Source organism: Metabacillus litoralis, from assembly GCF_003667825.1.
Classification (GTDB): Bacteria; Bacillota; Bacilli; order Bacillales; family Bacillaceae; genus Metabacillus; species Metabacillus litoralis_B.
The window spans coordinates 2,274,078-2,300,292 of the sequence record NZ_CP033043.1; the positions used below are offsets into that span (position 1 = coordinate 2,274,078).

General features: G+C 34.5%; 30 protein-coding genes, 1 pseudogene and 1 riboswitch. Of the genes and pseudogenes, 3 read left to right on the forward strand and 28 right to left on the reverse strand.

The features are described 5' to 3' along the window. Nucleotides 1-110: 110 nt before the first annotated feature. The 8 genes from D9842_RS11265 to D9842_RS11300 all read right to left on the reverse strand — a co-directional run bounded on the left by D9842_RS11265 (nt 111) and on the right by D9842_RS11300 (nt 7,138). The gene (locus D9842_RS11265; RefSeq protein WP_121662622.1) at nt 111-713 is read right to left on the reverse strand and encodes a genetic competence negative regulator; all 603 of its coding nucleotides are present in this window, start codon (nt 711-713) and stop codon (nt 111-113) included. Nucleotides 714-830: 117 nt separating this feature from the next. Next, a complete protein-coding gene (locus D9842_RS11270) occupies nt 831-1,760 on the reverse strand; it encodes a MerR family transcriptional regulator (RefSeq protein WP_121662623.1) in 930 nt (309 codons plus the stop codon). Nucleotides 1,761-1,928: 168 nt separating this feature from the next. Then, nucleotides 1,929-2,705 carry a metallophosphoesterase gene (locus D9842_RS11275; protein WP_251404914.1) on the reverse strand — a complete coding sequence of 259 codons (777 nt, stop codon included), beginning with the start codon at nt 2,703-2,705 and terminating at the stop codon, nt 1,929-1,931. A gap of 90 nt (nt 2,706-2,795) precedes the next feature. Further along, nucleotides 2,796-3,263, reverse strand: a complete 468-nt coding sequence (locus D9842_RS11280; RefSeq protein WP_121662624.1) for a YpbF family protein — start codon at nt 3,261-3,263, stop codon at nt 2,796-2,798. Nucleotides 3,264-3,336: 73 nt separating this feature from the next. Beyond that, complete coding sequence (locus tag D9842_RS11285) at nt 3,337-3,996, reverse strand: LysM peptidoglycan-binding domain-containing protein (RefSeq protein ID WP_121662625.1); 660 nt, start codon at nt 3,994-3,996, stop codon at nt 3,337-3,339. Then, the gene (locus tag D9842_RS11290; RefSeq protein ID WP_121662626.1) at nt 3,993-4,586 is read right to left on the reverse strand and encodes a CPBP family intramembrane glutamic endopeptidase; all 594 of its coding nucleotides are present in this window, start codon (nt 4,584-4,586) and stop codon (nt 3,993-3,995) included. The genes D9842_RS11285 and D9842_RS11290 overlap by 4 nt, the downstream gene beginning before the upstream one ends. 3 nt (nt 4,587-4,589) lie before the next feature. Next, nucleotides 4,590-6,059 carry a RecQ family ATP-dependent DNA helicase gene (locus D9842_RS11295; RefSeq protein ID WP_257536031.1) on the reverse strand — a complete coding sequence of 490 codons (1,470 nt, stop codon included), beginning with the start codon at nt 6,057-6,059 and terminating at the stop codon, nt 4,590-4,592. A gap of 5 nt (nt 6,060-6,064) precedes the next feature. Next, the gene (locus D9842_RS11300; protein ID WP_121662628.1) at nt 6,065-7,138 is read right to left on the reverse strand and encodes a YpbB family protein; all 1,074 of its coding nucleotides are present in this window, start codon (nt 7,136-7,138) and stop codon (nt 6,065-6,067) included. Between the two features lie 277 nt (nt 7,139-7,415). Between D9842_RS11300 and D9842_RS11305 the strand changes: the two genes are divergently transcribed. After that, nucleotides 7,416-7,664 carry a ferredoxin gene (locus tag D9842_RS11305; RefSeq protein WP_098796186.1) on the forward strand — a complete coding sequence of 83 codons (249 nt, stop codon included), beginning with the start codon at nt 7,416-7,418 and terminating at the stop codon, nt 7,662-7,664. A gap of 38 nt (nt 7,665-7,702) precedes the next feature. Here the strand turns inward: D9842_RS11305 and D9842_RS11310 are convergent, their stop codons facing one another. From D9842_RS11310 to D9842_RS11390, 18 genes and pseudogenes are all read right to left on the reverse strand, one after another. Further along, on the reverse strand, nt 7,703-8,290 hold the full coding sequence (locus D9842_RS11310) for an ECF transporter S component (RefSeq protein WP_121662629.1): 588 nt from the start codon (nt 8,288-8,290) through the stop codon (nt 7,703-7,705). A gap of 184 nt (nt 8,291-8,474) precedes the next feature. Continuing rightward, nucleotides 8,475-8,610: riboswitch (FMN riboswitch) on the reverse strand. A gap of 171 nt (nt 8,611-8,781) precedes the next feature. Next, nucleotides 8,782-8,922 carry a LysM peptidoglycan-binding domain-containing protein gene (locus D9842_RS26675; protein ID WP_373995126.1) on the reverse strand — a complete coding sequence of 47 codons (141 nt, stop codon included), beginning with the start codon at nt 8,920-8,922 and terminating at the stop codon, nt 8,782-8,784. A gap of 24 nt (nt 8,923-8,946) precedes the next feature. Then, nucleotides 8,947-9,672 (reverse strand): annotated as a pseudogene (locus D9842_RS11315) (peptidoglycan DD-metalloendopeptidase family protein); the annotation flags it as partial. Between the two features lie 219 nt (nt 9,673-9,891). Beyond that, nucleotides 9,892-11,106, reverse strand: a complete 1,215-nt coding sequence (locus D9842_RS11320) for a hypothetical protein (RefSeq protein ID WP_121662631.1) — start codon at nt 11,104-11,106, stop codon at nt 9,892-9,894. Continuing rightward, entirely contained in the window at nt 11,084-11,635 is a 552-nt protein-coding gene (gene sigX / locus D9842_RS11325) for an RNA polymerase sigma factor SigX (RefSeq protein WP_121662632.1), read from the reverse strand. Before sigX ends, D9842_RS11320 begins: the two co-directional genes overlap by 23 nt. A 327-nt stretch (nt 11,636-11,962) precedes the next feature. After that, the gene (locus D9842_RS11330) at nt 11,963-12,553 is read right to left on the reverse strand and encodes a cob(I)yrinic acid a,c-diamide adenosyltransferase (protein ID WP_121662633.1); all 591 of its coding nucleotides are present in this window, start codon (nt 12,551-12,553) and stop codon (nt 11,963-11,965) included. Nucleotides 12,554-12,676: 123 nt separating this feature from the next. Beyond that, nucleotides 12,677-14,476, reverse strand: coding sequence for an ATP-binding protein (locus tag D9842_RS11335; RefSeq protein ID WP_121662634.1), 1,800 nt, complete (start codon nt 14,474-14,476; stop codon nt 12,677-12,679). Then, nucleotides 14,473-15,195, reverse strand: coding sequence for a response regulator transcription factor (locus D9842_RS11340; protein ID WP_098797222.1), 723 nt, complete (start codon nt 15,193-15,195; stop codon nt 14,473-14,475). Before D9842_RS11340 ends, D9842_RS11335 begins: the two co-directional genes overlap by 4 nt. Before the next feature lie 176 nt (nt 15,196-15,371). Then, nucleotides 15,372-16,547 (reverse strand): c-type cytochrome biogenesis protein CcsB, encoded by a 1,176-nt coding sequence (gene ccsB / locus D9842_RS11345; RefSeq protein WP_121662635.1) that lies wholly within the window; start codon nt 16,545-16,547, stop codon nt 15,372-15,374. Between the two features lie 19 nt (nt 16,548-16,566). Then, nucleotides 16,567-18,189 (reverse strand): cytochrome c biogenesis protein ResB, encoded by a 1,623-nt coding sequence (resB, locus tag D9842_RS11350; RefSeq protein WP_121662636.1) that lies wholly within the window; start codon nt 18,187-18,189, stop codon nt 16,567-16,569. Between the two features lie 17 nt (nt 18,190-18,206). After that, a complete protein-coding gene (gene resA / locus D9842_RS11355) occupies nt 18,207-18,728 on the reverse strand; it encodes a thiol-disulfide oxidoreductase ResA (protein ID WP_121662637.1) in 522 nt (173 codons plus the stop codon). Nucleotides 18,729-18,822: 94 nt separating this feature from the next. Further along, a complete protein-coding gene (rluB, locus tag D9842_RS11360) occupies nt 18,823-19,554 on the reverse strand; it encodes a 23S rRNA pseudouridine(2605) synthase RluB (RefSeq protein ID WP_121662638.1) in 732 nt (243 codons plus the stop codon). Between the two features lie 304 nt (nt 19,555-19,858). Continuing rightward, nucleotides 19,859-20,389 (reverse strand): spore maturation protein, encoded by a 531-nt coding sequence (locus tag D9842_RS11365; protein WP_098797218.1) that lies wholly within the window; start codon nt 20,387-20,389, stop codon nt 19,859-19,861. Between the two features lie 6 nt (nt 20,390-20,395). After that, the gene (locus D9842_RS11370) at nt 20,396-20,983 is read right to left on the reverse strand and encodes a nucleoside recognition domain-containing protein (protein ID WP_121662639.1); all 588 of its coding nucleotides are present in this window, start codon (nt 20,981-20,983) and stop codon (nt 20,396-20,398) included. Further along, nucleotides 20,983-22,125: a D-alanyl-D-alanine carboxypeptidase family protein gene (locus D9842_RS11375; RefSeq protein WP_121662640.1), complete on the reverse strand. Its 1,143-nt coding sequence runs from the start codon at nt 22,123-22,125 to the stop codon at nt 20,983-20,985. Before D9842_RS11375 ends, D9842_RS11370 begins: the two co-directional genes overlap by 1 nt. Before the next feature lie 148 nt (nt 22,126-22,273). Further along, nucleotides 22,274-22,741, reverse strand: coding sequence for a DUF3907 family protein (locus tag D9842_RS11380; RefSeq protein ID WP_162987406.1), 468 nt, complete (start codon nt 22,739-22,741; stop codon nt 22,274-22,276). A gap of 157 nt (nt 22,742-22,898) precedes the next feature. After that, nucleotides 22,899-23,495, reverse strand: a complete 597-nt coding sequence (gene scpB, locus D9842_RS11385; RefSeq protein ID WP_121662642.1) for an SMC-Scp complex subunit ScpB — start codon at nt 23,493-23,495, stop codon at nt 22,899-22,901. A 3-nt stretch (nt 23,496-23,498) separates the two neighbouring features. Beyond that, on the reverse strand, nt 23,499-24,242 hold the full coding sequence (locus D9842_RS11390) for a segregation/condensation protein A (protein WP_121662643.1): 744 nt from the start codon (nt 24,240-24,242) through the stop codon (nt 23,499-23,501). A gap of 233 nt (nt 24,243-24,475) precedes the next feature. On the opposite strand from D9842_RS11390, the gene D9842_RS11395 reads away from it, so the two are divergent. Continuing rightward, the gene (locus D9842_RS11395) at nt 24,476-24,568 is read left to right on the forward strand and encodes a YjcZ family sporulation protein (protein WP_121662644.1); all 93 of its coding nucleotides are present in this window, start codon (nt 24,476-24,478) and stop codon (nt 24,566-24,568) included. Continuing rightward, entirely contained in the window at nt 24,559-25,200 is a 642-nt protein-coding gene (locus D9842_RS11400) for a DUF309 domain-containing protein (protein ID WP_257536032.1), read from the forward strand. Before D9842_RS11395 ends, D9842_RS11400 begins: the two co-directional genes overlap by 10 nt. Before the next feature lie 35 nt (nt 25,201-25,235). Here D9842_RS11400 and D9842_RS11405 read toward each other — a convergent pair whose 3' ends face one another. Continuing rightward, nucleotides 25,236-25,586 (reverse strand): GNAT family N-acetyltransferase, encoded by a 351-nt coding sequence (locus tag D9842_RS11405; RefSeq protein WP_121662645.1) that lies wholly within the window; start codon nt 25,584-25,586, stop codon nt 25,236-25,238. Nucleotides 25,587-25,733: 147 nt separating this feature from the next. After that, nucleotides 25,734-26,198: a 6,7-dimethyl-8-ribityllumazine synthase gene (gene ribH / locus D9842_RS11410; RefSeq protein ID WP_121662646.1), complete on the reverse strand. Its 465-nt coding sequence runs from the start codon at nt 26,196-26,198 to the stop codon at nt 25,734-25,736. Between the last annotated feature and the right edge of the window lie 17 nt (nt 26,199-26,215).

Here is a 26,215-nt window from a genome sequence, read left to right on the forward strand (position 1 = left end):
TTTGAATTATTTCATACACCGAATAAGAAAAAGAGGTGACTTTAGCTAACAGCCTTTACAATGACCGTTTGCATAAACTCACCAATATCTTCATAACTTATAATAAAAAGTTATCTTTCTCTATTTTTTAACCAAAAGTGGTTGTAAATTTGCTCAACAGCATCATGTTGCATGATTGTTTTTCCATACTCCGTTAATCTATGGACCGTCAAAGTTGATGGACTTCCATACTCTGCTAAGATGGCTACTAAATCATCAATGTTCATAGGCTGGTCGTCACTTAATAACAAGTAATATCTTTCTTGGAAATAAACGACCATTCCATCCAAGATGTCTTGGTGATATAAATAATGTGATAACTGAATGATCGCTTCAAATGACTCAAACTCATAAATAACATCGAAGCTTTCATCCACCTTCACTTGCATCTCAATATAATCGTCTGAAAAGTCATCCTCTAAATCATCAGAATCATTGGAATTTGTAACGATAATAACCATCCCTTGAGCATGAAGTGAATACACCTCAACAGCGATTGGTCCATGCGCCTCAAAGCCCAGCTCAACACTAGCTTCAGTCATCATATCTCTAAATAATTGATGGACTTTTAATGAGTCTTTCCAGAGATCTTCCTTAGTTAAACCTCTATCATGCAAGTCATCTGTAGTTAAAAAAATTTTAATTTTATCATAGTTTAGTCGCTCTAGCCGCATCCCATACCCTCCTGCCGTGAGACCGCTCAATATACAATCATTGTATGATTTACATACGAGATGGTTCTAATATTTTTTTACAGTTTACACTCTTCAGCAGATTTAGACAAGAAATAACTATTGATTTTTCATACCTAATCTATCCCTTAGCCAAGATTCCCAGTGTTGTTTATCCTCCCCAAGTAAAAAGCTTGCATAAGGTTCAAGTATTTGCGGAGTTACCTTTGAAAAAGCTTTTCCTCCTAGTCCAATTTGAAGGCTATCATATTTTAAAGAAAGCTCATCTACAAGTTCCAACGTTTTTTTTACATTACTTACTAAAGTACAAGATAAAAACAAAAATTCCGGCTTAACTTCATTAAGAACAATATCAATATCTCCCTCAGCAATACTTGTTCCTAAATAAATAACTTCGAAACCTTTTCTTCTTAAATATAATGTAAAAATTAATAGCCCTAATTCATGTGATTCTTCCGGTCCACATACCCCAATAACTTTAGGTAACAAACCATCTACAGGTAATGTATGCAAAATCATCCCTATTCGCGAACGTAAAAAAGATGAAGCAAAGTGTTCATGTGCTGAAGTTATCTTTCCATTTTCCCATTTGTCCCCAATTTTAACTAACAAAGTACCTAATATCTCGATTACTACTTTGTCCACTGAATATAGGCTGAATGCCTTATTTAAAAGATCATGTGCTGTGCTTTCATCAAATTTTAAGAGAGCATAAAGTAATTCTTCCATTAAATCTTCTGAGTAATCAATCTGTTCTCCATCTGTTTTCAACTCAACTTGTTCGTTTATAGATGCCTGGTTCGTTTCAAGTAAGTTAACCGCTTGACTGATCGTAAAGCCCTTATCCACTTTTGTAATAAGCCACTTTAAAATTTTTATATGCTCCTCTGTATATAAACGGTGACCTGATTCATTCCTAATTGGTGCAATCATATTATATCTTCGTTCCCAGGCCCGTAATGTTCCAGCTTGAATTCCAAGCATTTTTGAAACTGCCTTTATATTATATTTGCCTTCATGATTCGACATGGTAAATCCCCCAATATGTACTTATATAGAAATTATATAAGATAGATCAACTTGTGTAAACTTTGTATAACAAATGAATAAACCATGCTTAATATCAGCATGGTTTTATAAAGATGATTCGTATCCCATATTCTCTAAAAATTTGTGGATTATCACATCTGAATCATTCTATTTCGACGTTAGTACAAGATAATGTGCCTCAGCGGGTGCTCCTAATCTTAAAGGTAAAGAAGTTGTGCCATATCCATTGCTCACTAATAGAACAGCATTTTCAAGGTAATGCAGCTTTCCTTTTTCATATAAACCAAGACCCAAAAACCTTATTTGTCCACCATGAGTATGCCCACTTAAAATGATAGAAATACCATCTTTTGAATTAAGCTTTTTGTATATGTCAGGGTTGTGGCTTATTAGGATCTTGAATTCAGAGGATGACGTACGTTCTAAAGCATGATGTAGTTTGTCTCTTCTTTTACTAGTATCCTCTACTCCCACTAAAGCAATTTTCTCTTTATTTGCTGAAGTAAAAGATGTTGAAGAATTATTAAGGATTGTAATATTATTTTTAATAAGCAGTGCTTCAAGTTCATTTTTCCCTACTTCATAATCATTATTGCCAAACACAAAAAAAGTAGGACCCAATTTCCTTAACAATTTAATATTTTCCTCAACTCTTGAAAACGGAACTCCTGACTCCGTTAAATCTCCACCTATAACGACAAGATCAACTTTTCCAGGTATTTTTTCCAATAAACGTGTTGAAATTGTTCTTCTATGAATATCTGAAATAAAAAAAATTGAAAGTGATCCAGTACTTTTTGGAAAAGTGCTAAATTCTATATAATGTTTTGTTAAATGATTCTTTCTAGCTTCTATAAACATAAAAAGTAACAACACAAGTATTCCTAGGAATAAACTGACTACAATTATTAACAGTTCAATCACAATCACCTCTATATACGCTTAAAACACTAAAGAAACTCTTTCATTATAACAAAAAACCCTTTCTTTCCAAAATAAGAAAGAAGGGGCCATTTACTTGCTTTCATGAAACAAGTTTATGTCAAATTCAGATTTCATCATTTTAAAAACTTCATGTCTGTTTTGCCATTGAGTTGGCTGTGGCCAGAGTTCAGCACTTTTCCTTATAACTTCACATCTTAAATTTTGATATTCAGTTTCTGCTTTATCTTCCTTTTTCTTAAAATATTGTGCTGTTGCATAACCACCTACAATGAGTAAGACAAAAAAGATATTCATTTCACCGTCAAATAATAAGTGAAAGAAAGCATCAGCCTGGCCTCCAGTTGGCTTAATAATAAACACATAAAGGTACGCTATAAAACCCATTAGCAAAATGAAAGTAACAAACTGCGCTCGAAAACACTTGAGTTTATACTTTTCAAATTTCCTTTTTTTCTCGACCAAATTGTCGAGCATTTGTTTTGTTGGTTCGTCAGTATGATTCTTTAATTGCTGTATTTTTATTTCAATCGTGGTCACGCCCTCTCATCCAACAATACATTTCGGTTAATATATTGTATGAGGTCGTCCACAACGTTATGAAGCAAATATGCTACTTAATAGGGATTTTTAATACCTGTCCTTCATAAATTTCATTTCCCGTTATTCCATTATAGCTACGGATCGTTTCCATCCCAGCTTTACTGTTGTAATACTTAATAGCAATAGTAAAAAGGGTTTCTCCACCTGCTACCTTATGTGTTTTGATTTCCTTATACTCTTCTTGATCACTAGTTTCCTCGCTGTTCGTTTGTAAAGACTCCTCAGTTATCTGGTCGCCTTGCTCAACTTGCACTTCATTCCCACTGTTAGAAGTATTAGGTGACACCATTTCTTCACTTTCTAGATCTGATGTATCTTGTTCATCTTCGATTGAATTACTACTAGTTACTTCTTCTGACTCACTAGTAGACTCCTGACCATTTGAAATAAATACAGTATCTTCCCCAACAATTTGATCACCTTGAGTTTTTTGAGCATTCTTTCCATTAAAATATAGGTTCATAGATAAAATGAATATGGGAAGTAGAATAAAAAACAAAGCTAAAAGTCTAATAACAGGATATTTCATTTTAACCTTAGCTTTTTTCGACTTCTGCCCTTTGTGAATTTCACTCCGGGGTGGATAATCTCCATGTTCCTGTTTATATTCATCAATCATTTTCGTACGTAAGCCCTCTGCTTGATCTGATTGTCCTTTTTGGTGGTTCATTTATTCTTTCCCCCTCTTACATATTGCCATCTAATTTGAATGGCAAAGACTAGATCAATTAAGTAATGAGCCAATATGGTTGTAAAAAGGTTTGCTGTTAGTTCATAAACATACCCTAATAAAATACTTATAGAAATCACCATTAAAAATAATAGCCATTTAGAAAGATATCGAAAATGTAGGATTGCAAAAATAATACTAGCCACCCATAGACCAAAATGTGTTTGAATAACCCCTCTAAATAATATTTCTTCTGACACCGCAATAACTGCAGTAAGAAAAAAGATATGTGGGATAGATCGCTTTTCAAAAATCTTCTCATTAATGCCACCATCATCAACAAGATCTTGTGGTGCCAACTTAAATATACTAAAATCCACAATAATCACCAATAAAGCTGTTCCGACCCCATATAAAATAAAATCAAAGTCTCTAAAATGAAATAGCCCAAGAAATTCTTGTATATGATCAAAGAGAAAAAAACCAAAAATAATGGACACACAAATAAGAAGAAATTGTGTAAAATATAAATTTTGTACGATTTGCTTATCTGTTAATTGATTAATTAATTCATTTTGTTTCTTAAACAAATTTTATTCACTCACCTTGCAAAAGATCAGTCTTAATTCTTCTTGCCAGCTTCTATCTTTCTCCTTTATTTCTGGTCTAGCTTCTGGAATATATAATTCATAATCTATTCCACACACATCACAGCAGTTTTTTTGCTTATTATCATATGCTTCATTGAAATAGGAGAGTAATTTTTTTCTTCTACATGTTTCGCCTGCTAGCCATTTGGACATATCTGTTAGTTTTTCATGCTTTAGAGCTACCCTTTTTTCTATTTCGTGCCAGATTGTAGCTGTTAAGTTTTCCGGTGAAACATTATGTGCTCGATGTTTATAAAAAGCATTCTCAACATAACGCCATTGAGTTTCAGTTAACCCAAAAAGCTGCTGTATTTGTTCTAAAGTTACTTTTTCATGTTGGAACATATAATAAATTGTTTGGTTTAAAGCATCATAATTAGGGAATTCTGACTCAACGAGCGATTTCGGTATTTCATAGTCTGCATCTGTTACTAATGTAATGGCAACACTTTCCTTACCATCCCGGCCTGCCCTACCTATTTCCTGCATATAAGATTCTAATTGTGATGGAAAATGAAAATGAAGGACAAATCTAATATTCTGTTTATTAATCCCCATACCGAACGCATTCGTACAGCATACAATCTGCAGTTGATCATATAGAAACTGCTGTTGAATTAGAATTCTCTGTTCTTGTTCCATTCCACCATGATAATAGGCAACATCCGTTAACCCTGAATCAATTAGTAGTTGTGCTACCCTTTCTGTCCATAATCTACTAGAGCAATAAATAATTCCCGGGCCCTTTAAAGTGCTGACCAATTGATGTACTCGATCAATTTTTTCTTCTAATGAATAACATCTTTCCACTGATATTCCAATGTTTGGTCGATTTATCGAAAAAATAAATTTTTTGAAATTCGCATCAAATCGAAGAATATGATGGATATCTTCTAGGACCTCTTTTGTCGCAGTAGCCGTTAATGCTAAACAAGGAGGATTTAAAAGTGCTTCTTTTATTTCACCGAGCTTAGAATAATCTGGTCTAAAGTCATGTCCCCATTGAGAAATACAATGAGCTTCATCAACAACAAATAGAGATATTCCAGCATTTTTTAAGGCATTCAATACATAATCATATTGAAGAATCTCTGGAGAAACATAGATATAGCGATACTTTCCTAATTCTTGTAGAATTTGTCTTCTTCTTAGAAGGGAAATTGTACTATTAAGGGCAACAACTCTTTTCTCCCCTCTTTTCTTAATTTGTTCCACCTGGTCTTCCATTAAAGAAAGTAGTGGAGAGACAATCAATATCGGCCCTTTTAAGAAATAACCTGGAAGTTGATAACACAACGACTTCCCGCCACCCGTCGGGAGCATAGCGACAACATCATTTTCTTTAAGAACTGCTTCAATAATTTCTCGCTGACCTTCACGAAAGTGTTGTAATTGAAAGTGGGACTGTAACACTTGTTCTAGCTTTTGGATGTTTCTCCCCTCCCGATGAGCGCATAAGTAAGTCTAATTTGAAAATAACTGTATTCGTTATTTAAAAATTCTCTCACTTTTTTTAACTGATGTGTGTTCAGCCTTGTGATTGCTCCCATAATTTTATTGTAATCTTCCTCATTCAAAAATGGTGTTGGGATATATTGTTGATCATGTAATGTAATTTCGACAATATGGTCTTCAATTGTACTTTGCTTGAGTCTTCTAACTGTAGCAATTTCAGCAGGGTCCAATCCTTGCAGTAAATATGACCTGGTAATTTTCGTTGAAGAGGTAAACCCTTCAATATGCCATTTATCTTCTAACATTTCGTTTAATAACAAATATTGATTTTTGTTAGTTTGAAGAGACTGAATGATGGAATGAACAACATTCCAAAACAATAAATACATATAAGTTGAATCCTCTTCATGCTTATATGCTATTTGCTCAAAAGTTAATCCAATTTTTTGACTCGATGTTAATCTTTGAACAAAAATAGTGGCATCCTTACTTGTTTGGGTATTCAATATATCCTTAAGTTCACTGTATAAGCGATCGGTTAACTCATTATTAGAACGGTCCCGCTGTTTTAGAAAAGTTTTCACCCACTGTAAATCTTCTTGATTTTTCGTTACAGGCAAGTAGTCTTTTTTTTCATAAGCATAGTTCGATAATACTTGAACGAGAAGAGAAAGCCTCCTCCACAAAACTCTTCCAATGTCTCCATAATTCCAACCATTTAATTGCGCAGGAATCGGATTATTCCCTAGGCTTTCTTTTAAAAATTCATTTCCTTTATTTGTTAGTCGAGATTTATTATCGGGTAGTTGCTCAATCAATCCTTGTTTTAAAAGAGCATTCCATGTTTCATCGGTTTGTATTCTTGATAATTTCGGAAATAAGCTAAAAAGGAACGTGACATTAAAAAGTTTGCCATCTTGAATTGTTTGTGAAGATTTTTTCCCATTAAGTAAATGATAAATAGCGGAGACAGTTCTTTCTCCATTAAATTGCTTTAAGCAAAAGAGCATGACAGTATGGAAATAATCTAGCTTCATTATACCACCCTACAATGTTTGACAATATTCGATTACCTTTTCTATTTTAACAAATTTATGGACTTTCGTTTAGAAATTAATCAATTTATTGATTAATAAGTAGGAAACTTAGCTATGAGAACGATTATCAAAAGAGTTTTCTATTGAAATGTCAAAAAAACCGTTTTACAATACAAGATAGGCGTAACAGAGAAAATGAAGTTTTTCGATTAAGAATCACTCATTTTATCAGTTCTACCATATAATGTGGTATGATTTTTATCAGGAGGTTTGTTTAATGGCAAAATATACAATAGTTGACAAGGATACATGCATTGCATGTGGTGCTTGTGGAGCGGCTGCACCAGACATTTATGATTATGATGATGAAGGTATCGCATTTGTTACATTAGATGATAACCAAGGGGTTGTTGAAGTACCTGAAGCCCTTGAAGAAGATATGATGGATGCTTTCGAAGGTTGTCCAACAGATTCAATCAAGATTGCTGATGAAAAATTTGATGGCGATGCTCTAAAGTTTGAATAAAACGAAAAACCCCTCTTAGATTATAGAGGGGTTTTTTCTTATAAAGATCTTGTATGGAATTGCAATTGATTAGTTAACCAAAATTTCAGCCTCGAAATAATAAGTAGGAATATTAAGGTCATTAGTATTCCTTTTATAAAATTAAACGGCATAATTGAAGCAACAACCAATTGCTTAGTTGCCTCAGCAGTCATAGCCGGTGAATTCAAAAACAGTGTGTATGCAGGCATAATAATATAATAATTTAAGACGCTCATAACAGTTGTCATAAGTAACGTTCCAATCACTAGACCTATCAAAAGACCTTTTAATGATTTATAACGTCTAAACATGTACGATGAGGGTAAAATAAATATAGCCCCAGCTATAAAATTAGCTACCTGACCTACTGGCACACCAGTTGCACTCCCTTGGATTAGGTAATGTAAGACGTTTTTTATTGCTTCCACCATTAAGCCTGCTGCTGGTCCAAATACAATCGCTGCAATTAATGCGGGAGCATCACTAAAATCGATTTGCAAAAAGACAGGAAAACCGGGAAACGGAAAATCAAGCATCATTAGCACATACGCTATACTGCTCAACATCCCAACTGTTACATGCTTTCTTACCTTACTTTGATTCATTTTTCTTCTCTCCCTTTGCTGATCGCACTCGAAAAAGAAGAAGCTCTTAGACTCTTTAATAAGTCATTTTTAATAACTTATCAAAAAACCCTGATTAATCATGATCGATTTGAATCATGATTAATCAGGGCGTTTATTGCAAGTCTAAATAAACGTTTATAAAACAAATTTTAAACGTTTGAACCTCCATCTTCTCACATCCAGACTATACTGTCGGTTCTGGAGTTGCACCAGATCCTGCCATTATTACGGCTCGCGGACTTAGAAATAAAAATTTCATCACCGCCGGTCGGGAATCGCACCCTGCCCCGAAGATTGATCATATTATTTTTTACAATTTTATTATAATATGATGAGATCTTCTTGTATAGAAAGATGTTTCAATGGAAGATAATCATTTTAAAAAACATTAAAAAGCTTTTCTAAAATAGCTCATTACTATTTATCAGAGTAAATCCACTTTTGTAAAATTTACAATATATATTTGCTTATCATTTTTTGCTTAAAATTAGGACTTGTTCCGGATATATAAGTGTATTACTCATATCATTAGCCCTTTTTATTTTTTCAGGACTGATGTTAAATTCCTTTGCGATGGATTGGATGGTATCACCAGGTTGTACAACATACATATCTTCATTATTCAAATATAATGTTAACTGTTGATTTTGATAAATTGTTTCACCGTTAAGATCATTCCATTCCTTAAGGGACTTTATTGATACATCATACTCACTTGATAGTCCCCAAAGAGTATCACCTTTTGTTACCGTAATTACCTTCTTCTGTGCTTCTTGTTCATTCATTTTGTTTTTCTTAGATTCGTCTTGTATTTGATTTTTATCTTTATTTTTGTTTTCCTGCTTTTCTTGATTAGCATGTGCAGTATGAGATTCAAATACAAATAATGGATCTAATGCGTGTTCTTTTTCATACGTCCATTCACCTTGATGTAATTCGAAATGCAAATGTGTACCTGTAGAAATTCCTGTGTTCCCAATAATTCCTACTACTTGTCCCTTTTTAACGTTTTCACCTTCATTAACATTACGTTTACTTAAATGCGCGTAAACTGTTTCATAGCCTTCTGGATGTTCAATAAATACAACGTTTCCATATGAGTCGGAATAATAAGATTTTGTTACCTTTCCGTCTGAAACAGATACAATCTCCTCCCCCTCTGGAGCAGCAATATCTATTCCTTTATGTTTTCCATGTCGTGTTCCGAATGTATCTGTTATTGTCCCATTAACAGGTTGTACCCATTGATCTTCTAGCTCTTTTATGTATGATTCTGCTTGCACATGATTTTTTTCTATTACTAACATCCCAATTGCAATACTTAATGTTAATAAAACGAAACTCATTCTTCTAACTAGCATTTTTCTCCTCCTGTTTCATTTTTTAGCTATTTAGTTTTTATTGAATAGCCATATCTTTATAATGTTCCGGAGATTTGCCTTTTACATTTACCATGCTTATAAAAATGTACTCAACGGTCAATGTATGAAGGTCTGTCTTAAAAAAGAACATGTGTAGTATGTAACATTATTTTCCTAACTATACATAAAAAGAGACTCAAAATTTTGAGCCTCTTTTCCTTATTTAATCGGATTTGGTGAGTATGGTACTTCAATCGGCTTGGTAACATTCATAACACCAATTCTTTCTTCACTTATTCCATTAAACTTAACTGTTTTATATCCAAAGTCTTTTGCGGTTAACAAGAGTGATTCTAACATCATAATACTTTGTTCGTTGTTTTTAATATCTTTGTTTTCATTAAATTCAATATTCAATTGATTTTCATTTTCACTAACATTAATAATGATATTATTTCCAATAGAAGGCGATAAATTGTATGCTGGTATTCCGTTCTTCATTAAATCAATTGCCTCGATCATAGTCTTCAATGGCTCGGGAGATGGAACAAGTAATTTCTTCGTATTTTTGTCATGTTGATAAATAAGATAAGCTTTTTTTCTTATTTGTGAGATATCTATTTCCGTTACCAATCCTGTATTACCGAACTCAATACCTTCCTTCCCATTTGTAGAAAGATTGGCCCTTTTTACACCAATCCATCGAAATGTTTCTTGAATTGTTTCTTTAAACATCACTTCTGCTGAAGAAGAAGTGATGCCTCCTTCACCTTTATAATCAATATAGACTTCTTCAGGGTCTTCTTTTGAAGATAGTTCCGAATTCTTAAGCTCAAAGGATACAGGTCCTAACTCGTCAAAGAAATCCTCGGGTATAAACTCATGTATTCTCTCAAGTTTTTCTTTGTTGTTATTTCCTTGTAAAGTAACTGGAACAACATTTTGGGCTATTTTATCAGTTAACCCAATTGTTACAACTTTTTCCGAATCATTAGCATTGGTTACATAAGTTATGGATTCTTGATCTAGCATTGCCATCTCTTTCATGTTTTCTGTATCAAGAGCGATGTTCTCATTTTTATCCTCAGTTATTGCTGATTCATTTATATTATTTTCCTCTACTTCCGATGATTGTGGTGATTCTGCAGTCTCATGCTTTGAAGCTTCCTCTGAAGATGTAGTGGTCATATCCATATTGCTTTCCTCACTAGAAGAGGTAAAGCTATTAAATACATATGGAGTCATAATCGCAAAAATCATTAGAGCCGCAACAGAAGCAATTGTAGGAGCAACCCAAGTTCTCGTTCTCTTTTTAACCTGTTGTTTAAATTGTATCTGTTGATAAATTTGATCAGCAGTTCGTTTATCCTTGACAGAGGGTAACTGCTGTAAAAGCTGCTCAAGTTGGTTTTCATTCCACTCCCGTTTTTTCAATCGAAAGCCCCTCCTTTTCGGAAAAATTGTTCATATGCTTTTGCAATTGCTTAATCGCACGGTGTTGTGTTGTTTTTACTTTACTTACAGTCCATCCTAACACTTCAGCTGTTTCTGTAATCGATAACTCTTGAATATATCGTAAAATAACAACACTACGTTGATCAATTGAACAAGAATTTAATGCTCTGTATATCCATTGAACTTGTTCATTTTGTATAGCGACCTCATCAGGTAATGGTTGCTGCTCATCTTCAATCTGTTGTTTTTCCCAATCAAATCGCTCTAATATTCTTTGACGAATCGTTTTTTGTTTCCGAAACCAGTCAATGGCCACATGTCTGGCGATAGAAATAAGCCATGTTTTTTCACTACTTCTACCTTCAAATTTATCATACGATTTTAATACACGAATATAAACTTCCTGAACAAGATCCTCTGCTTGTTCACGACTTTTTACCATATAAAACAAAAATTGAAAAAGATCTGAATGATATTTTTCATATAATTGTTGAAAGGTATCCTCCATGATTACCCTCCGTTCATTAATATAGTCGTAAAGAACACAGTAAAGTTTCAAATAAATACCGCGTAATTTAAATGAAATATTTATGTAATATTTGCCATAGCTATCTCTACTTTACCATGTTTTATAGAACTATTATATATTTTATAATATGATTCTCTTAAACTCACAATTGCTATCATATCTTAACATTTATGTAGTGCCCTGGATGCTCTTTATATCCCCCTTTAACATTTGTGACTCAATATAAGATTATGCCATTCTAAAACCAAAAAAATCGTATAGCTAATAACTAGCATACGATTTTTTCTACTCCTCTATATTAAATCTTTAAGAATCTTTTTTCTCTTTATTAGAAGACTTTGTTTTAAACACTAGAGCACTCCGCTCATATTCAACATCCTTAACACCTAAACGGTGATTAATTACCCTCGCAATGGCAAAAAAATAGTCCGACAATCGATTTAGATACTTTAATACCACTTCGTTTATTTCCATCTCTTTTTGTAATGAAACAGTGCACCTTTCTGCCCGTCTTGTTACAGTTCTTGCAATGTGAACAGCTGCTGCTGCAGGGCTTCCACCTGGAAGGATGAATCGTTCTAATTCAGGGGCTTCCTTTACATAAGCATCAATGCGATTTTCTAAGAACTCGACCATTTCATTGCTTGCTTTATAAGGATATTTTTCTTTCACAACGGCTAAATCTCCCCCACAATCAAACAGCTCATGCTGTATTTTTTCAAGTTCTTGATATATATCCTGAAAAAGAGGTTCCGTCAGATGTGTCATCGCTTGACCAACAAAACAATTAGCTTCATCAATTGTCCCATATGCTTCTACACGTAAATGATCCTTATCAACACGTCCGCCTATTATACTCGTTTTTCCACTATCACCTGTTTTTGTATATAAATTCATTTGTATCACTCTCCACATTTTCAACTTACTATTATTTAACCATGTGTATGTTTTAAGGTCTAATGAATATCTGCTAAAAATTAGACAATCTTGTTTCTTATGAAACAAGATTGTTCGTCAGTATTATTCAGATTCTAGCTTTTTTCGAGGCAAAAAGAAACTAAATGTCGTACCTTCACCTATTTTGCTATGAACAGTTATTTTTCCTTGGTGTGCTTCAACAATGTTTTTAACAATCGCTAACCCAAGACCTGTACCAGCTCTTCCTCTTGTTCTTGCCTTGTCTGCCTTATAAAAACGTTCAAATACAAACGGCAGATCCTCTTCAGGAATTCCACTTCCAGAATCTTGTACATCCATTGCTAAGCCATCTTTTTCCGATGTTACAGTTATAGATACCATTCCATTTTCATTCGTATGACGAATGGCATTATCTATTAAGTTTGTAAGCACCTGCTCAATTCGATCTGGATCTATTACATAATTGGTTTCATTAAGATGAATGTCTGTTTGAAGATTAATCATCTTATCCTTAGCAGGACCTTGGAATTTACGGCTTATCTTGTCAATAAACTGCGGGATAGATACTTCATCCAAATTCAAGGATATATGTCCTGCTTCCATTCTAGCTAAATCTAATAATTCGTTAACAAGTCTTCCCATTCGTAACGATTCATCATATATAACTTGAGCAATTTCCTTTTTCTCATCTTCCGTACTTGCAATGTCATCAACGATGGCTTCACTATATCCTTGCAACATGGATATAGGTGTTCTAAGCTCGTGACTAACGTTAGCAATGAAATCCTTTCGCAGCTTATCAAGTCGACGTTCTTCTGTCATGTCTCGTAGAACTGCAACAGCTCCTCTTACATACGATTGATTATATAAAGGAGTCATTAAAATAACCCAGCTTCTACCTTGTATCATAATTTCAGTCATTTGTTCTTTTTCAGTGTTAACAACTCGTTGAAATAAACCTTTTGCTTCAGGTGGGAGCTCTTCATCATTTTTGACTTGCATTCCCTGCTCGTAATACCAGGCTTGTAAAAATCTTTCAGCAGGTGGGTTTGTTACTAAAATCGTTCCATCAATATTTAAAGTGATGACACCATCAGCCATACTGCTTAAAATATTTGTTAAATGCTCTTTTTCCTGATTAAGAGCGTTAATATGAAACTTAAGCTGTTTTCCCATTTGATTAAAGGCTATACCTAACTCCCCAATTTCATCGTTTGACATAATAGGAACCTTTGATTCAAATTTCCCTCTTGCCAGCTCCTGAGCTACCTCACGCATTTTTCTTAATGGATAGGTGATTCTTGTTGATAAGAAGAAGGCAAAAATTGTCGTTAAAATGATTGCAACTCCAGCGGCTAGGATGATATATTTGGTTGTCTCTTTTGTTGTTTCATGAACAGCTTGAAGAGATTGTGAAATATATACTGCTCCTTTTTCTGTATCTGACACCTTATATGGAATACCAACAATTAGTACCTCGTCTTCACCATTAGCAAAAACATCATTTGGAGAATCTAAATTTGTGCGTTTACTAATTTTTTCTCCTTCTGTAAGAGGTAATGATAATTCTTGATCATCTTCTATATCTTCAAATTCTAAGTGAGGCAGATCCTCGTCTATGATAGGCGAGTTCCAGTAAGAATCTTTATCTTCAATAATTAAAATATGTGTTAACTCATCTGTTAATTCCCACGCAATTGATCTTGCTAAAGATTGATCCTCATGACTTTCCATTATGGCAGAAACCTTTGTACTTAATTGTTGTAATTCATTTTCGGCTTCATCCACGTGATAATTCTCAATGAACTCTAGCATTAAAATCGTTAATACAAATAAAACAAAGGAAACGAGTAAAAGTATCGTTCCCCATAGTTTCCCTACTACACTTCTCCAGAGAATCATGTATGATTTACCTCGAATTTATACCCTACTCCCCACACCGTAACAATCATCTTTGCAGCTTCTGGAGAAACTTTACTCAACTTCTCTCTTAGTCGTTTAACATGTGTATCCACTGTTCGTAAGTCACCAAAAAATTCATATTGCCATACTTCCTTCAATAACTTTTCCCGATCATACACTTTATCTGGAGTTTTAGCCAGAAAATACAATAATTCATATTCTTTAGGAGTTAAACTAACTTCATTTCCATCTGCAGTTACTCTATGTGCATCATGATCAATTGATAGATGAGGAAAAACGATTACATTTTTTGCTTTTGTTTCTGTTTTCAAATATGACGTTTGAGAAGACCTTCTAAGTAATGCTTTTACCCTTAAAACCACTTCTCTCGGACTGAAAGGTTTTACAATATAATCGTCCACACCCGCTTCAAAGCCTTGTACTCTGTTTGCCTCTTCACCTTTTGCTGTTAACATAATAATCGGTGTTGCCTTTTTTTCACGCAATTGCTTGCATACCTCAACACCATCAATACCAGGCATCATTACATCTAACATAATTAAGTCGTATTCATTATTCAATGCTAATTCAAGCGCTTCATCACCGTTCTCAGCTTCTTCAATTTCATAATTTTCTCTTTCTAAATACATCCGTAAAAGTCGACGAATTCGATCTTCATCATCAACGACTAAAATTCTGGCAAATTGGTTCTCTTCCATAATAAGAACCCTCCTTATAGGTAAGTGTTTCATATTTGGTATTTAATCATTATGTATATATTAAGAGTATAACAAAAAGCCTTCACTGCAAAGAGTGAAGGCTTTATTAGCAGTGTTTATACTGATTGTATGTTTATAACTGATTATTTTGCTATTATTAGGCCAACTTAAAGCAATTATGCATATGAGTGTAAGCCTGCAATAACTAAGTTAACAAAGATCAAGTTAAACATTATGATCGCAAAACCTACAACTGCAAGCCAAGCTGATTTTTCTCCATGCCATCCTTTTGATAAACGAAGATGCAAATAAGCTGCGTAAAATAACCATGTAATAAGAGCCCATACCTCTTTTGGGTCCCACCCCCAGAACCTAGTCCAGGCAATCTGAGCCCAAATCATCGCAAAGATAAGTGCCCCAAGGGTAAACACTGGAAACCCAATTGCTACAGATCGATATCCAATTTCATCAACAAGCTCAAGATTCACATTTTTAGTAAATGGTTTAATCATTTGTCCGATGCGTTTTCGGAATATAAGTCGAATGAATCCATATAGGATTGTACCAACAATAACTGACCAAATAACTGTGTTAAGCTTAACTGCAGAAATGATCGCAGGCATTTCAACTAATGGTTCAAACTTTCCATCTGTGACTAGTTCACCCTTATGAGGTCCTACTAATGCCGGTATCGTATAAGTCATAACAGCTTCTTGCTCATTTTTATCTATCCAGTTAAAATCTGCTTGATAATCAAGACCTCTAAATGTACTTGTTATAATAATGAATCCTAGTGTTACAACAAGGACGTACATAATAGATTCCAACCAAAAGGTTTTCTTTGATGCTTTTGTTTGATCAACAACTGTCACAAGGTGAATAATTCCTGCCACAGCACTAATCGCTAAAATTGCTTGCCCTAAAGCAGCTGTTGTCACATGAATATATAACCAATGACTTTGTAGTGATGGGATTAATGGATTAATATCAGTTGGAAACATACTACCGTATGCAATAATTAATACGACAATAGGCAAAGTAAATAAACCTAAAATTGCCACCCTATAAATAAAGAATAAGATAATAAAAGCAAGAACAAGCATCATCCCAAAAGCTGTTGTAAATTCAAATAAGTTACTAACAGGTGCATGTCCTGATGCAATCCACCTTGTGATGAAGTAGCCTAGTTGTGATAAAAATCCTAAGATGGTTGCTGCAACAGCTGCTATCGTCCACTTACTTATTTTATCGGACTTATTTCTTTTATCACGAATCGAGCCACCGAACAAAAAGATAGCGACTAAATAGATAATAAAAGCAACCTCTAATAATGTACTACTTAATGCTGCCACAATTTCCCCTCCTTTAACACTATTCTTTTTCCTTCTGATCTTTAGGCATATTCAAAGCTGTATCTTCTACTAGACTTTTAAGCTCTTTAGATAGACCATACCAATTTTTATTTGTATGACCGGCAACTAAAACTTTGTCATCTTCACGCTTAATCCAGATTCGTCGGTGATTCCAATACATCCCTTGAATGACACCGATCATAAAGATCGCTCCGCCAATACCTAGTATCCAAAGTGTTAAATCTTTTCGAACAGTCAGCGCAGTCAAGTCTTTCGTTTCTATACCTTCAAATTTCATTTTAAATTTATTCTCTCCTGAAGGTTCAATTGTCTGCTGAATTGCTACAAAGCTAGACTCTCCCTCAGGAGTCTCAGGAGTAAACATTTTGAAAACAAAGGCCGGATTGTCAGGTATTCTCGTTTTCGTTGCAGGAACACCTTCTTCATCAAAATAGAAGTCTGGTAAATAAGTTGAGATTTCAACTTTATATCCATTACCTAAATCATATTCTGTTTGAGGATCTAAAAGATCTACTGTGATTTGCCCATAACTCTTTTCTGTTTCTTTATCTATTAAACTAAATGTCATTTTATTTAGTTCATTTAGTTTATAGTCCACTTGATAAAGAGAAAATGATTCAAATTTCAGCGGCTCATTTACTCTAATTTCTTCTTCCTTAACTTCTGTTAACTCAGGTGTTGCTCCGTGTACAATTTCCCCTTTTCTTTCATATAATACGACATTTGATTGGAAATTTTTCACTACACTGCCGTCACCAACACGTGTTATTGCTTCTTCAAACACTTCACTTTCTTTGTCTTTCTCGTAAACTTCCATTATAAAATCTTTGTTTTCAAGATAGTAACGACCTTCTGTACCTGGTATAACCGCTGTTTCACCTTCTCTAACCCAAAGAACCTCATCAACATACATTCCTGGAACAAAGCGAAGCATGGCACCAAATAAAAAGAGTATCAGCCCACAATGATTCACATAGGGACCCCATCTTGAAAATCGACCTTTTTCGGCTAAGATGTTTCCGTTTTCCACTCGAACACGATAGCGCTTTGAAGTTAGACGTTTCTTTAGTAATTCTACATCATATTCATTTGTCACTGTGGAAGAATAGAGCCTTTGGCGTTTCATAAATGAAGCATGTCTTGTAACCCCTTGCTTTTTTAACGCTTTGTATAAAGGAACAAAACGGTCTAAGCTAGCTATTACTAGGGAAATCCCAATTGAAGCTACTAAGATCATATACCACCATGATCCATATAAATTGTGAAAACCTAACTCATAATAGAGCTGACCAAGAAAGCCATATTCATCTTTGTAAAACTCACTCGCTGTTACAGACGGCGGGATGTACATCTCCTGTGGAAACACAGTTCCTAACGCAGAAGCTAGTAAGGTTAAGAAGATTAACCACACGCCTACCTTTACAGAGGAAAAGAAGTTCCAAATTTTATCGACAAATGTTTTCTTATATGTTTGAGAGCGTCTTGCAGACCCTTCGTATTTCATATCCAATAGCTTTTTATCTTCTTTTTTCTCTTTTTCTCCTATTGGATTACCACAAGATTCACATAATAGAGTTCCTTCCGGATTTGCATGACCACACTCACATGTTACCTTATTCATGCTGAAAACTCCCCGTTTTAAGGTTTTATCTGTTCCATATAATCTCTAATCATTCTTTCTGTTAACGTTCCTGAGGTAATACCGACCACGATCCCATCAGGATTAATCAAAAAGGTTGTTGGTAATGGTCCTACACCGTATGCGTTTAATACTTGGCGATCTTTGTCAAGTGGGATTGGGAAAGATAGGTCATGTTTATTTACGAAGCTCTGAACAGCAACGTTTGACTCAGCAATGTTTACTGCTAGCACCTCTACTCCCTGATCCTTATAATAATCATATTGGTTGTCCATATATGGCATTTCCCGCTCACAAGGCTTGCACCATGTTCCCCAGAAGTTTAAGAACACTCCTTTTCCTTTGTATTCAGAAAGCTGATGCTCGTTTCCTTCTAAATCTACTAAGACGAAATCAGGAGCTTTTGAACCAACCTTTACCTTTTCTTTACTAACAAAAAAGTTTGAATATAACGTATATCCTAATGCACCAATTAATAAAATTAATATGATAGAGCGCATAAGTAAACGGTTTTTCTTCATTTACATACTCCCCTACTATTCCAACATTCTAGGTCATTATATCACTATCCAATTACACGATATGATCAATTTTTTGAAGTTTATGTGAAAATTACTAAGCGTTTTTTCCGTGTTGTGCGAGAGCTCGAAGCTGTTTTACTTCGTGTGGAGTTAGCTCCCTAGAATCACCTGTTGCAAGTCCACTTAAATTTAAAAAGGCAAATTTTTCTCTTTTTAGTTTCATTACTTGATGACCAATCGCTTCAAGCATACGTCTTACTTGACGATTACGTCCTTCATGGATTTTTAATTCAACAATACTTGTTCCCTTCTTTTTATCAACAGACAATACTTTCACATGTGCAGGTGCCGTTTTCCCATCTTCAAGATGAATACCTCGCTCAAGTTGACGAATCTTTTCTCTTGTTGGGATCCCTTTAACTTTTGCAACATAAGATTTCTCTACTTCATATTTTGGGTGCATCAATATATTGGCAAATTCGCCATCATTTGTTAATAAAAGGACTCCAGATGTATCATAATCCAGTCTCCCAATCGGATAAATTCTCTGTTTAATGTATGGGAAAAAGTCTGTAACAACCTTTCTACCTTTATCATCTTTAACAGCTGAAATAACACCTGTTGGTTTGTAAAGAAGTAAATAAACAGGTTCCTCCCGCTCAAGTGGTATACCTTCCACTTCTACTCGGTCTTGATCCGTAACTTTAATGCCAAGCTCCTTCACAACTTTCCCGTTTACTTTTACTTTTCCTTCTAAAATTAATTCCTCAGCCTTACGTCTAGAAGCTATACCAGCGTGAGCAATTACTTTTTGTAAGCGTTCCATCTCTTTCACCTCGATAACATATTACTGCTTTCTATGTATTTTCACAAGTTACGACAATTAGGATGCTCGTTTTAAGTTATTCTTTATTCCTAAATAAAAAACCTTCGTTAACAATAACAAGCTAAAATAATAGATACATCAGTTTCAAACCTGTTCGACAAAATTTTGCTTTATCATCATACCATAATTTCTATAGTATGTAGTAATGACTCATTGAATTTCTTATGCATCATCCATAAAAAACTTATCCTTTTTAATAGTATAAAAGAAAAGAACTTGACCTAAGTCAAGTTCCAAGTAAATGTTATGCAAATAATAATGTGACAATCACAATTGCAGCAATAATACCAACAAGATCTGCAAGCAACCCTACTTTTAATGCATCTCCCATTTTCCTAATTCCTACTGCTCCAAAATAAACCGTTAAAACATATAATGTCGTGTCGGTACTTCCTTGCATGGTTGCAGCTAACATTCCGATAAAGGAATCTGGCCCGTATGTTGCAATAATATCGGAAGTTAATCCTAGTGCAGCTGTACCTGATATCGGTCGAATAAATGCTAAAGGCACGATTTCAGCAGGTATATTTAATAGTTCCAATGCAGGCTTCATAAAATTCATAAGAAACTCTAATGCACCTGAAGCTCTAAATACGGAAATGGCAACTAACATCCCTACAAGGTAAGGTATGATCGAAAAGGAAATAGTAATTCCCTCTTTACCGCCTTCAACAAATGATTCGTACGTAGGCACTTTCTTTAAAGTACCGTAAATAAGGATAAAACCAATAATAACGGGTATAATCCATAATGAAATGACTCCTATAATCCCCATGCTCGATCACCCTTTTCTTTTTCTCCTGTAATAAAAGAATCGATCTATCATGATTGCCCCGGCAGTTGATAGAAATGTTGCAATTAAAGTTGGCCCTACTATACTGGTTGGTGACGATGAGCCATAGGTCATCATAATGGCAATGACTGTAGTTGGAATTAAGGTTAAGCTTGAAGTATTAATTGCTAAAAAGGTTATCATGGAACGACTAGCTTTGTCAGATCCTCCATTTAATACTTTTAGCTGTTCCATCGCTTTAATACCAAGCGGTGTGGCCGCATTACCCAGTCCAAAAAGGTTCGCCATCATATTTGAGAGCATATAGCCCATAGCAGGATGGTCAGGTGGTACTTCTGGAAACAACCTTGTCACAATCGGCTTAAACAAATTACCTAGTTTTTCTAATAATCCAGCTTCTTCAGCAACCTTCATTAAACCAAGCCAAAATACCAACACACTAATGAATCCAATTGAAATAGTGACTGCCTCTTTTCCACCTTTAAAAATTGCTTCGTTTACTTCATCCATCGTTCCATTAAACATGGCAAAAACGATCCCAATAACTGTTAATAACACCCATATTAAATTAACCATTAGCTAACACCTGTTATCGCAAAAAATAGGTTTTTAAAAAGATCCCAAAATGAGCCTTTAGGTTTTTCGACCTTTCCATTATCAAAATAAATCGGGATGTCAGCTATCTCTCGCTCTTCAACTTTGACAGATAGTTTTCCTACTACATTCGGCACTTTTTCAAGGTCTTCCCATTCTTCTTGTGGTTTTTGCAATGAAATATTAATTCGAACGTTTTCTTGCTCTTCTTTTGTAAGCGGATAAAGTACATCTCGGTTTATAAAGACTTTATCATCATAAAATTCATTTTCTATATCTCTAAGTGTACCTTGATGCTTTAGATTGACTAACTCATAGTTATTAAATGCATAGTTATGAAGATTCATATGATCCTTCCAATCATCCGGATCATTTAGTGTTACCACAATAGTATCCATTCCGCCCTTTGATGCAGTTGATACCAACGTTCTTTTTGCTCTAACTGTATAACCTGTTTTACCACCTGTACTATATTTATAAAGGCTAGTTAACAATTTATTTTTGTTATGCCATACTCTGTCCCATTTTTCATTAGGGTTAGGAGCTTTATGAGTTTCTGTTCCAGAAATTTCTTGATACGTCTCATTTTTCATTGCATATTGAGTTAGAATGGCCATATCGTATGCTGTTGAATAATGATTTTCATGATCATCAAGTCCATGGGGATTAGCAAATTCAGTATTTGTCATCCCAATTTCCTCTGCTTTTTGGTTCATCATGACAACAAACCCCTCTAGACTACCTCCTACATGTTCAGCAATAGCAACTGCTGCATCATTTCCTGAACGTAGCATCAGTCCATAAACTAAATCTTCTAGTTTAATTTTTTCACCCTTTTGTAAATATACTGATGACCCCTCAGCTCGAATGGCTTGTTCACTAACTGTAGCCATTTCATTTAGTTTTCCAGACTCTATGGCAAGAATGGCTGTCATGATTTTTGTAATACTAGCAATACGCATTTTTTTATGTGCTTGCTTTTCATAAAGAATTCTTCCAGATTCCTGCTCTATTAATATGGCAGTTTGAGCACTAACACCAACAGCAGATGTTTGCTTAGGAACGATTCCCATTAACAAAAAAATGATGATAAAACCTGCTGTCACTTTCTTAATATGCGGCATAATACATCCACGTCCCCTTACTCGTTCGTTTTGTACAAGTTTATGCACGTGGACAAAGCTTATGAATGAAATTTCGGAAAAATGAAGGCTTTCACTAATTTACAATAGTGAAAGCCTTTGTTTTTCTTATATCAATAAAAGCTCCATTTTAAAAATGAGACTGAACCCCAAAATCTATTTCTTCACGAATTGTTATAAAATCCTCTTCCAAGGAATGAATAAATCGAACAAATGAGGGAGGGGTTGTTTTTCTAAAAACGATCATGTCTGAGTCAGTATAAGAACAACGACTATTTTCATACCAGGTGTCATTTTTGGGATGGAAAAACCTTTCAATGCACTGATAATAAATTTTCTCAAATAGCTGCCTTGCATGAGAGGGTGTTATGATAGAGTTTCTTATCATTTGACGACATGCATCAAGTGCCTCCTCACAAAAAACTAACAAACCTCTTGCAGCTCTTAATAATTCAAGTAAATATGGTCTTTCCCCCTCAGCTTCATCTTCTAAAGACCGTATCGTGATTGAATTCATGTAAGTTGTCATTTTTCCAACTACATTTTCTAAAAAGAATGCCACCTTTTCTGTCTCAGCTCTAACTAATGTGTTGTCCATAGGACACATCCTCTTCCCTCCCGAGCAATATTATGAAACTGTTTATTTACCTCTTATGTCATCATTAGAATATTATTACTTTCATATAAAAAAAGACTGCTCAGTTTAAAATATTTTCCCCTTATCTAGGAAAGATATCTCAAACCGGCAGTCAATATTATTTTAATTCTTCTAATGTTTCATTAAATTTTTCAAAAAATAAATCTGCTTCTTCTTGTTCAAATGCATCATCTGATTTCTCTGGAAGTGGCGGAAGTTCTTTAATTGATTTGAGACCAAAATACTCTAAAAATTCTTTTGTCGTTCCATAAAGAATTGCTCGTCCAGTTCCTTCAGCTCTTCCTACCTCTTTAATTAAAATCTTGGAAACCAGGGTTTGAATAGGTCTTTCTGTTTTCACACCGCGAACTTCCTCTATTTCTGCTCTTGTGATTGGCTGTCGATACGCCACAATAGCTAATGTTTCCAAAGCTGCTTGTGAAAGTGAAGCATTTCCTGGAGATTCAACTAATTTTTTTAAATATGTTGCATGTTCTTTTTTTGTTGTTAATTGATAATGTCCTGCTACCTCGACAAGCTCTATCCCTCGTTTTTTTTGTTTATAACTGTCAGAGAGCTCACTTAAGATATCCATAACTTCTTGTTCTTCGAGCTCCAACACCATTGCCAACTGTTTTAGGGAAAGACCCTCGTCTCCTGAAGCAAATAATAATGCTTCAACGATTGAATTCCACTCAATCACACCTAAGGCCATGTATTATTCACTCCCCATTATATAAATATCTGCAAAATTATTTTCTTGTTCGATTAAAATTAAATGCGATTTCATTAATTCTAATATAGCCAAAAAGGTAACAACTAAATGATCTTTACTGTTTGAAGGAAACAAATCACTAAAACGGCGTCTACCTGAATGTGTACGCAAATCAGTGAGAATTTCCTCCATCCGTTTCTCAATCGGAATTTCTTGACGGGTTATTTTTGTTTGTACAGGCTTTTGAATTTTCTTTCTCCGTAGCATCTTTTGAAAAGCCCCTAACATATCATAAATGGTTACATTTAATGAGTCGATTTGCTGCTGTGAATCTGAAACATATTCACTCAAGTCACTAGGAGCCTTGGTAAAGACTTGGGAGCGACCTTCTTCAAGAGTTCTTAAATCATCTGCAGCCTCTTTATATTTCCTGTATTCAATTAACCTTCTCATTAATTCATCACGTGGGTCTTCTTCTGGCTCTTCCCCAAATTCATCCTCAAACAGTTCTTCTTCTTGTTTGGGAAGAAGCATTCTACTCTTAATGGAAAGAAGCGTTGCAGCCATAACTAGATATTCTGACGCAATATCAAGGTGGAGCTCCTGCATCGTGTGAATATAAAGCATATATTGTTCCGTAATTTCTGAAACAGGTATATCATATATATCAATTTCTAAGCGATTTATTAAGTGAAGTAACAGATCTAAAGGACCTTCAAAAGCATCAATTTTAACATGATATTGCAAATTCTATCCCACCATTCTTACAACTAGCCACCATATAGTATAGAGCAATTTTTCGACATGTCCAATAGTTATTTCATTCGTTTCACCATAAGTTGGTAATGAAAACTTAAAATGGACCATTTTTTTCAGTTATTTTGATAAAAATACCCTGTTTCTAGTCATTAGCCCATACACATCAGCGGTTTGCTCATATATTACAAGTGTAATAGCTAATCATTAAGGAGGAATCAAACATGGGTGAAGCAGGTTTTAACTACGGCGGAGGATTCGCGTTAATCGTTGTATTGTTTATTTTATTAATTATCGTTGGTGCTGCTTGGTTATAATAGCAACAAGAAAGCTGCTGACAATCAGCAGCTTTTCATCTGTTTTCGTAAAAATTTATGGTAAACTACTTACACAAATTAAATATGGCGGAGGTGAAACAACTATGTATGATGCTGCATACATTGATTATCTCATTTATTTTCACTGTGAAAGAGACTATTTTGAATGTCATGAGGTGTTAGAGGAGCATTGGAAACAGGATCCACCGAAAGAAAGAAAAAAATATTGGGTGGGCTTCATTCAAATTGCTGTTTGTGCCTATCATCATAGAAGGGGAAATTTTGCAGGGGCTTTAAAAATGATTTCAAATGCAATACATATCCTTGAAAATGATTCATTAAATATCAAGAAATTAGGCTTACATAGTGAAGAGTTAATTAAGATCCTAAAGAAACGTAAACATGAAATTCTTGATCATAAACCCTATTATAGTTTTAACCTACCTATAAGAGACGATAAATTAATGAGTCTTTGCCTAAAGCGTTGTGCCGAGAAAAACCTTAGTTGGGGTGTGGAAAGCGACTTACATGATGAGTTTTTGTTACATAAACATACAAAACGTAATCGCACTGATGTTATTAATGAAAGATTACATCAACTAAAGATTCGTAAAAATAATAGATCAAAATGAAGAAGCCGGAAATCTCCATGATTTCCGGCTTCTTTTTAACAATCCTTACACTTTTCAAAAAAAGCTTCAGTTTCGTCATTTGGAACAACTGATTTGTTTTTATAGAGGTCGATAAGTGCACTTACCATCTTTTTGCCGATACCTTGTTGTCGGTGAGAAGGATTAACTGTTATGTGTTGTACTTCCACCGTATCTTCATCTTTAAATATAACACCAATAGCACCTATAATGTCTTCATCTTGCTTCCAGAGAAACAACTGCCATTCATCTACTGTTTCATACTGTTTTATTGTTTGCTGTAATTGCTTTAAGTCTTTTTCTGCAGGCATAAAAGACAGTAAGCCCATTGCAATCTTTTCAAAACTTTTTTTAAAGCGAATTAACATAGATACCCCTCATTAACGAATTAGCTTCCTTCAAGAAAGCAAAAGTATTAAATCGATAAAAACAATACATATTTTTCCAATATTTTAAAATTACTTCTCAAAACATTATATACAGTTTTTTATCGATTTTAAACACTTTTACCAAAATTAATCAAGGGACTTTAACAAATTACCCATTTCAATCGCTGTAACTGCTGCTTCATAACCTTTATTTCCAGCTTTTGTTCCTGCTCTCTCAATAGCTTGTTCAATCGTCTCTGTTGTTAATACTCCAAAGACAACCGGAACACCTGTAGATAAGGATGCTTGTGAAACACCTTTTGCAGCCTCATTACAAACATAATCATAATGTGTTGTAGCTCCTCTAATGACTGTTCCTAATGTAATAACAGCATCGTACTTACCGGATTCAGCTAATTTTTTTGCTACTAGAGGAAGTTCAAACGCACCAGGTACCCATGCAACAGTTATATCACTTTCCTCTACACCATGTCTTTTTAAACCATCTTCAGCTCCACCTAAAAGCTTCGATGTAATAAATTCATTAAATCTTGCTACAACGATTGCTACCTTTAATCCGCTACCAATTAAATGACCTTCAAAAGTATTCATATTTAATTCCTCCAATG

Excerpts from the sequence above, each read along its gene's own strand:
- D9842_RS11365 (WP_098797218.1), bottom strand. The coding sequence starts at position 20,389 with ATGGGGATTATAGGAGTCATTTCATTATGGATTATACCCGTTATTATT.
- D9842_RS11265 (WP_121662622.1), bottom strand. The coding sequence starts at position 713 with ATGCGGCTAGAGCGACTAAACTATGATAAAATTAAAATTTTTTTAACT.
- ribH (WP_121662646.1), bottom strand. The coding sequence starts at position 26,198 with ATGAATACTTTTGAAGGTCATTTAATTGGTAGCGGATTAAAGGTAGCA.
- D9842_RS26675 (WP_373995126.1), bottom strand. The coding sequence starts at position 8,922 with ATGTATGTTGTACAACCTGGTGATACCATCCAATCCATCGCAAAGGAA.
- D9842_RS11270 (WP_121662623.1), bottom strand. The coding sequence starts at position 1,760 with ATGTCGAATCATGAAGGCAAATATAATATAAAGGCAGTTTCAAAAATG.
- D9842_RS11305 (WP_098796186.1), top strand. The coding sequence starts at position 7,416 with ATGGCAAAATATACAATAGTTGACAAGGATACATGCATTGCATGTGGT.
- resA (WP_121662637.1), bottom strand. The coding sequence starts at position 18,728 with ATGAAGAAAAACCGTTTACTTATGCGCTCTATCATATTAATTTTATTA.
- D9842_RS11370 (WP_121662639.1), bottom strand. The coding sequence starts at position 20,983 with ATGGTTAATTTAATATGGGTGTTATTAACAGTTATTGGGATCGTTTTT.
- D9842_RS11405 (WP_121662645.1), bottom strand. The coding sequence starts at position 25,586 with ATGTTAATTCGCTTTAAAAAAAGTTTTGAAAAGATTGCAATGGGCTTA.
- D9842_RS11335 (WP_121662634.1), bottom strand. The coding sequence starts at position 14,476 with ATGATTCTCTGGAGAAGTGTAGTAGGGAAACTATGGGGAACGATACTT.
- sigX (WP_121662632.1), bottom strand. The coding sequence starts at position 11,635 with ATGGAGGATACCTTTCAACAATTATATGAAAAATATCATTCAGATCTT.
- D9842_RS11340 (WP_098797222.1), bottom strand. The coding sequence starts at position 15,195 with ATGGAAGAGAACCAATTTGCCAGAATTTTAGTCGTTGATGATGAAGAT.
- D9842_RS11375 (WP_121662640.1), bottom strand. The coding sequence starts at position 22,125 with ATGCCGCATATTAAGAAAGTGACAGCAGGTTTTATCATCATTTTTTTG.
- D9842_RS11395 (WP_121662644.1), top strand. The coding sequence starts at position 24,476 with ATGGGTGAAGCAGGTTTTAACTACGGCGGAGGATTCGCGTTAATCGTT.
- rluB (WP_121662638.1), bottom strand. The coding sequence starts at position 19,554 with ATGGAACGCTTACAAAAAGTAATTGCTCACGCTGGTATAGCTTCTAGA.
- D9842_RS11285 (WP_121662625.1), bottom strand. The coding sequence starts at position 3,996 with ATGAACCACCAAAAAGGACAATCAGATCAAGCAGAGGGCTTACGTACG.
- scpB (WP_121662642.1), bottom strand. The coding sequence starts at position 23,495 with ATGGCCTTAGGTGTGATTGAGTGGAATTCAATCGTTGAAGCATTATTA.
- D9842_RS11380 (WP_162987406.1), bottom strand. The coding sequence starts at position 22,741 with ATGGACAACACATTAGTTAGAGCTGAGACAGAAAAGGTGGCATTCTTT.
- resB (WP_121662636.1), bottom strand. The coding sequence starts at position 18,189 with ATGAATAAGGTAACATGTGAGTGTGGTCATGCAAATCCGGAAGGAACT.
- D9842_RS11330 (WP_121662633.1), bottom strand. The coding sequence starts at position 12,553 with ATGAATTTATATACAAAAACAGGTGATAGTGGAAAAACGAGTATAATA.
- D9842_RS11310 (WP_121662629.1), bottom strand. The coding sequence starts at position 8,290 with ATGAATCAAAGTAAGGTAAGAAAGCATGTAACAGTTGGGATGTTGAGC.
- D9842_RS11300 (WP_121662628.1), bottom strand. The coding sequence starts at position 7,138 with ATGAAGCTAGATTATTTCCATACTGTCATGCTCTTTTGCTTAAAGCAA.